The sequence below is a fragment of the Burkholderia sp. E168m23 genome, from assembly GCF_016586125.1.
Taxonomy (GTDB): Bacteria; Pseudomonadota; Gammaproteobacteria; order Burkholderiales; family Burkholderiaceae; genus Burkholderia; species Burkholderia orbicola.
Map to the genome: position 1 here is coordinate 1 of NZ_BCPP01000461.1, position 5,531 is coordinate 5,531.

The window sequence follows — 5,531 nt, forward strand, 5'->3', positions numbered from 1 at the left end:
CGACCCGGCAGATTCTCGAAAACATCCGGTTCCACCGCACCGCGATGACGCAGTTGCGCTGACGGCACGCGACGCGGGCCGCCCGCATCGTCCGCCGCACAAAAAAGCCCGCATCGCGCGGGCTTTTTCATTTGAACGACGAAACCCGGCCGGCGATTACACCAGCACGAGGTTGTCGCGATGAATCAGTTCGGGCTCCAGCATGTAGCCAAGCACGGTCTCGATCTCGCCGCTCGGCTTGCGGTGAATCAGCTTCGTTTCCGCGCTGCTGTAGTTCGTGAGCCCGCGCGCCACCTCGCGCCCGTCCGGGCCGACGCACGCGATCACTTCGCCGCGCGCGAACGCGCCCTGCACGTCGATCACGCCGATCGGCAGCAGGCTCTTGCCGCCGGCCGTCAGCTTCTCGACCGCGCCCGCATCGATCACGACGTGGCCGCGCACCTGCAGATGGTCGGCCATCCATTGCTTGCGTGCCGCCATCCGCGCGGTACGTGCGATCAGTTGCGTGCCGATCGCCTCGCCGGCCGCCAGCCGGACGAGCACGTCGGCCTCGCGGCCACTCGCGATCACGGTATTCGCGCCGCTGTGGGCCGCCCGCTTCGCCGCGAGGATCTTCGTCAGCATCCCGCCGCGGCCGAGACTCGAACCGGCCCCGCCCGCCATCGCCTCGAGCTCCGGTGCGCCCGCATTGGCCTCGCCGACGAGCGTCGCGTTCGGGTCCTTGCGCGGATCGGCCGTGAACAGCCCCGACTGGTCGGTGAGGATGATCAGCGCATCGCCTTCGATCAGATTCGCGACGAGTGCGCCGAGCGTGTCGTTGTCGCCGAACTTGATTTCGTCGGTGACGACCGTGTCGTTCTCGTTGATGATCGGCACGACGCCGAGCCGCAGCAGCGTGAGCAGCGTCGAACGCGCGTTCAGGTAGCGCTCGCGATCCGCCAGATCGGCGTGCGTGAGCAGAATCTGCGCGGTGCGGATGCCGTGCTCGGTGAAGCGGCTCTCGTAGACTTGCGCGAGCCCCATCTGCCCGACCGCGGCGGCGGCTTGCAGCTCGTCGATTTCCCGCGGCCGCTTGCTCCAGCCGAGCCGCTGCATGCCTTCGGCAATCGCGCCCGAACTGACGAGCACGACTTCCTTGCCCTGCGCACGCAGCGCAGCGATCTGGGCTGCCCAGCGGCCGATTGCAGCATGATCGAGCCCCTTGCCGTCGTTGGTCACGAGGCTCGAGCCCACTTTCACCACCAATCGCTTCGAATCCGCGATGATCGAACGCATCCTGCACTGTCTCCTGTATCTGATGCATGCCCGGCCGGGCGCGATTGAACGCCAACGCCGGGCGGCACGCCCGGCGCGTTAGCGAACGTTCAGGCGTCGTCGCCCGGCGTCGCACCGCCCTTCGCCGGCGGCGCATCGCGGAAACGCACGTCGGCTGCGAGATCCTCCGCCTCCGCCGCGCGATGCGCGTCCGAATGTTCGGAGAGGTAGTCGTAGATCGCGTAGCACAGCGCTTCGCAGCCCTGGCCCGTCAGTGCCGAGATCTCGAACACGGGGCCGTCCCAGCCGAAGCGGTCAAGGAAATCCGCGACGCGCGCCTCGCGCTCGTCTTCCGGCACCATGTCCAGCTTGTTGAGCACGAGCCAGCGCGGCTTCTCGTAGAGCGCCTCGTCGTACTTGCGCAGTTCGCCGACGATCGCCGTCGCTTCCGCGACCGGATCGACGCTTTCGTCGAACGGCGCGAGATCGACCAGATGCAGCAGCACGCCGGTGCGCTGCAGGTGACGCAGGAATTGATGCCCGAGGCCCGCGCCTTCGGCCGCCCCTTCGATCAGCCCCGGGATATCGGCGATCACGAAGCTCTTGCTCGGGCCGACACGCACCACGCCGAGATTCGGCGCGAGCGTCGTGAACGGGTAGTCGGCGATCTTCGGCTTCGCGTTCGACACCGACGAGATGAAGGTCGACTTGCCCGCGTTCGGCATGCCGAGCAGGCCGACGTCGGCGAGCACCTTCAGCTCGAGTTTCAGCATGCGCCGCTCGCCCGGCTTGCCGTCCGTCTTCTGGCGCGGCGCGCGGTTCGTGCTCGACTTGAAATGCAGGTTGCCGAGACCGCCGGCGCCGCCCTGAGCGAGCATTACCTGCTGGTCGTGCTCGGTCAGGTCGGCGATCAGCTCGCCCGTATCCATGTCGCTGATGATCGTGCCGACCGGCATGCGCAGCGTGACATCGTCGCCGCCCTTGCCGTAGCAATCCGAGCCGCGGCCGTTCTCGCCGTTGCGCGCGAGGTGCTTCTTCGCGTAACGGTAGTCGATCAGCGTGTTGATGTTGCGGTCGGCGATCGCGTAAACGCTACCGCCCCGGCCGCCGTCGCCACCGTCCGGCCCGCCGAACGGGACGAATTTCTCGCGGCGCATCGACGCGCTGCCATCGCCTCCGTCGCCGGCGATGACTTCGATTCGTGCTTCGTCAATGAACTTCATTCGTCACTCCGCCCAGTATTTCCGCTATTGTGCCGCGCGCCGGCACGCTTGAACAATCTGCCGTTCGGCCGATCGTACGCCGGTTGCGCGAGGGTCGCCGGCCCGCACTTGCGGGCGGCGACCCAATAAAAAAAGGCCCCGCGAAGACTGCGGGGCCTTTCGGCTACGAAGCCCGTGGGTGCCTGACTTAGGCAGCCGCCGGGACGACGATGACCAGATGTTTCTTGTCCGCGCCCTTCGTCGCGAACTTGACGTGACCGTCGACCAGCGCGAACAGGGTGTGATCCTTGCCCATGCCGACGTTCTCGCCTGCGTGCATGCGCGTACCGCGCTGACGCACGATGATGCCGCCGGCATTGATTGCCTGGCCGCCGTACACTTTCACGCCGAGACGTTTCGACTCGGAGTCGCGGCCGTTCCGGGAAGAGCCGCCTGCCTTTTTGTGTGCCATCTGATTGCTCCTTTACCGAGGCGCTTACGCGTTGATCGCGTCGATGCGCAGCTCAGTGTAGTTCTGGCGGTGGCCGCCGTGCTTTTGGTAGTGCTTCCGGCGACGCATCTTGAAGATGGTGACCTTGGCATGACGACCGTGCGACACAACGGTGGCCTTGACGGAAGCCCCACTGACCAGCGGCGTACCGAACTTAATCGATTCGCCTTCGCCCACTGCGAGAACCTGGTCGAGCGTGATTTCAGCGTCAATGTCAGCCGGTATCTGTTCTACTTTGAGTTTTTCGCCAACGGCAACCTTGTACTGCTTGCCGCCGGTTTTTATGACCGCGTACATTGAGAACCTCACTCTGGATCCAATTTTTCCGCACACCACGCGCGGAAAACACGTGATTATACATGGGGTTAGCACCGAAGTCAAAACCGATCGACGATTACCGCGCGCGGGCCTCTGCCGGACGGCCAAAATCGCGCCGCCGGCACGTCTGACAGACCGGCATATCGCGGATTCGACTTATAATCCGCCGCATCACCCAATTCCATCATCATGTCGTCGTCCACCGCCTCCCCCACCCTCAGCGCCGCCCACCTGCTCGCCCCGATCACCAGCGACATGGAGCAGGTGAATCGCGTTATCCGGCAAAGCCTCGCGTCCGACGTGCTGCTGATCAACCAGATCGCCGAGTACATCATCGGCGCGGGCGGCAAGCGGCTGCGTCCGGCGTTGCTGCTGCTCGTCGCCGGCGCGCTCGGCGAAACGTCGCACCAGCGGCACGTGCTGGCCGCCGTCGTCGAGTTCATCCACACGGCCACGCTGCTGCATGACGACGTCGTCGACGAATCCGAACTGCGCCGCGGCCGCCAGACCGCCAATGCGCTGTTCGGCAACGCGGCAAGCGTGCTGGTAGGCGATTACCTCTACTCGCGCTCGTTCGAGATGATGGTCGGCGTCGGCAAGATGCGCGTGATGGAGATCCTGTCCGAAGCGACGACGATCATTTCCGAAGGCGAGGTGCTGCAGCTCCTCAACATGCACGACGCGGACGTCGACGAAACGCGCTACATGCAGGTGATCCGCTACAAGACGGCAAAGCTGTTCGAGGCGTCGGCGCGCCTGGGCGCGGTGCTCGCGGGCGCCGATGCGCCGACCGAGGCCGCCGCCGCCGAATACGGCCGCCGGATCGGCACCGCATTCCAGATCATGGACGACTGGCTCGACTATGCCGGCACCGCCGAGGCGATGGGCAAGAATGCCGGCGACGACCTGCGCGAAGGCAAGCCGACACTGCCGCTCATCTATCTGATCGAACGCGGCACGCCCGAACAGTCGGCGCTCGCACGCGAGGCGATCGAACAGGGCGGCACCGATCGCTTCGACACGATTTTCGAAGCGATCACGCGCTCGGGCGCGCTCGACCACACGCTCGAATGCGCACGTCAGGAAGCGCAGGCGGCGGCAGCGGCGATTGCCGCGTTCCCCGATTCGATCTACAAGGAAAGCCTGCTCGGGTTGTGCTCGTACTCGACGTCGCGGCAGTCATGAACACGCCGCGAACGGGAAGCGATGCTCTGTCTCGAAAATTTTCTTCGTCAAAGTATTCCCTTTTAGAAAAAACATCGTTATAGTTACGTTCTTGCTTGAGACGACGCAGAAATCTTCACGAAGACGGCGAAGTCCGAAGAGCAAAAATCGGGGTGTAGCTTAGCCTGGTAGAGCGCTACGTTCGGGACGTAGAGGCCGGAGGTTCGAATCCTCTCACCCCGACCAGATTTAAAAAAACCGTGCACCATGTGCACGGTTTTTTTTCGTCCGGCCGCCGCGAGCCCCTTGTATCGCGCGCGACACATCGCGGTCGCCGGCCTCTGCTATATTTCCCCCATCCCTGTCCTTCACTGCCCTTTCCAACGCGTGGACCAAATTCCCTTATGGGCGCAAATCGGCGCCGTCTTCCTGCTTCTCCTCTGTTCCAGCTTCTTTTCCATTTCCGAGACCGCGATGATGGCGCTCAATCGCCATCGGCTGAAGCACCTCGCCGGTCAGGGCGCACTCGGCGCGAAAACCACGCAGGGGCTGCTCACGCGCACTGACTTGCTGCTGAGCGTGATCCTGATCGGCAACAACCTGTTCAACACGATCATCCCGGTCCTCACGACGTCGCTCGCGCTCCATACGTTCGGCCGCAACAACCTCGCACTGTCGATCGCGACCGGCGTCGTCGCGTTCCTGATCATCGTGTTCGCGGAAATCGCGCCGAAGATCGTCGGCGCGACGTTCCCCGAACGCATCGCGCTGCCGGCGAGCCTCGTGATCGCCCCGCTGATGCGCGTGTTCAAGCCGGTCGTCTGGTTCGTCAATGCGCTCGCGAACGGCGTGCTGTGGGTGCTGCGCATCAACACGAAGAAGGGCCGCGACCAGCGGATGTCGGCCGACGAGCTGCGGGCCATCGTGCTCGAATCGAGCAGTTTCATGCCGACCAAGCACCGCAGCATCCTGCTGAATCTGTTCGACCTCGAGAACATCACGGTCGACGACGTGATGGTGCCGCGCCGCCAGATCGAGTCGCTCAACTTCTACGCGCCGCTCGACGACATCCTGCATCAGCT

General features: G+C 64.3%; 7 protein-coding genes and 1 tRNA gene. 4 read left to right on the forward strand and 4 right to left on the reverse strand.

Annotated features, from left to right (window positions below):
• Window positions 1-184, forward strand: a 184-nt coding sequence (locus tag JMF90_RS40190) for a hypothetical protein (protein ID WP_236598020.1), incomplete at its 5' end; no start/stop codon positions are given.
• Here the strand turns inward: JMF90_RS40190 and proB are convergent.
• The 4 genes from proB to rplU form a co-directional block, all read right to left on the reverse strand.
• Window positions 157-1,275 (reverse strand): glutamate 5-kinase, encoded by a 1,119-nt coding sequence (gene proB, locus JMF90_RS22035; RefSeq protein ID WP_006476997.1) that lies wholly within the window; start codon window positions 1,273-1,275, stop codon window positions 157-159. The genes JMF90_RS40190 and proB overlap by 28 nt on opposite strands.
• Before the next feature lie 89 nt (window positions 1,276-1,364).
• Window positions 1,365-2,477 (reverse strand): Obg family GTPase CgtA, encoded by a 1,113-nt coding sequence (obgE, locus tag JMF90_RS22040; RefSeq protein ID WP_006476998.1) that lies wholly within the window; start codon window positions 2,475-2,477, stop codon window positions 1,365-1,367.
• 187 nt (window positions 2,478-2,664) lie between these two features.
• Window positions 2,665-2,928 carry a 50S ribosomal protein L27 gene (gene rpmA / locus JMF90_RS22045; RefSeq protein ID WP_006476999.1) on the reverse strand — a complete coding sequence of 88 codons (264 nt, stop codon included), beginning with the start codon at window positions 2,926-2,928 and terminating at the stop codon, window positions 2,665-2,667.
• A 24-nt stretch (window positions 2,929-2,952) separates the two neighbouring features.
• Window positions 2,953-3,264 (reverse strand): 50S ribosomal protein L21, encoded by a 312-nt coding sequence (gene rplU, locus JMF90_RS22050; RefSeq protein WP_006025184.1) that lies wholly within the window; start codon window positions 3,262-3,264, stop codon window positions 2,953-2,955.
• Window positions 3,265-3,474: 210 nt separating this feature from the next.
• On the opposite strand from rplU, the gene JMF90_RS22055 reads away from it, so the two are divergent.
• From JMF90_RS22055 to JMF90_RS22065, 3 genes are all read left to right on the forward strand, one after another.
• Window positions 3,475-4,470 (forward strand): polyprenyl synthetase family protein, encoded by a 996-nt coding sequence (locus JMF90_RS22055; RefSeq protein WP_011544516.1) that lies wholly within the window; start codon window positions 3,475-3,477, stop codon window positions 4,468-4,470.
• Between the two features lie 148 nt (window positions 4,471-4,618).
• Window positions 4,619-4,695 (forward strand) — tRNA-Pro (locus JMF90_RS22060).
• A gap of 141 nt (window positions 4,696-4,836) precedes the next feature.
• The coding region (locus JMF90_RS22065) for a CNNM domain-containing protein (protein ID WP_201325427.1) at window positions 4,837-5,531 on the forward strand (695 nt) is incomplete at its 3' end.

What these genes read in the sequence shown, in the direction of transcription:
- proB (WP_006476997.1), bottom strand. Translation starts at nt 1,275, where the DNA reads ATGCGTTCGATCATCGCGGATTCGAAGCGATTGGTGGTGAAAGTGGGC.
- obgE (WP_006476998.1), bottom strand. Translation starts at nt 2,477, where the DNA reads ATGAAGTTCATTGACGAAGCACGAATCGAAGTCATCGCCGGCGACGGA.
- JMF90_RS22055 (WP_011544516.1), top strand. Translation starts at nt 3,475, where the DNA reads ATGTCGTCGTCCACCGCCTCCCCCACCCTCAGCGCCGCCCACCTGCTC.
- rplU (WP_006025184.1), bottom strand. Translation starts at nt 3,264, where the DNA reads ATGTACGCGGTCATAAAAACCGGCGGCAAGCAGTACAAGGTTGCCGTT.
- rpmA (WP_006476999.1), bottom strand. Translation starts at nt 2,928, where the DNA reads ATGGCACACAAAAAGGCAGGCGGCTCTTCCCGGAACGGCCGCGACTCC.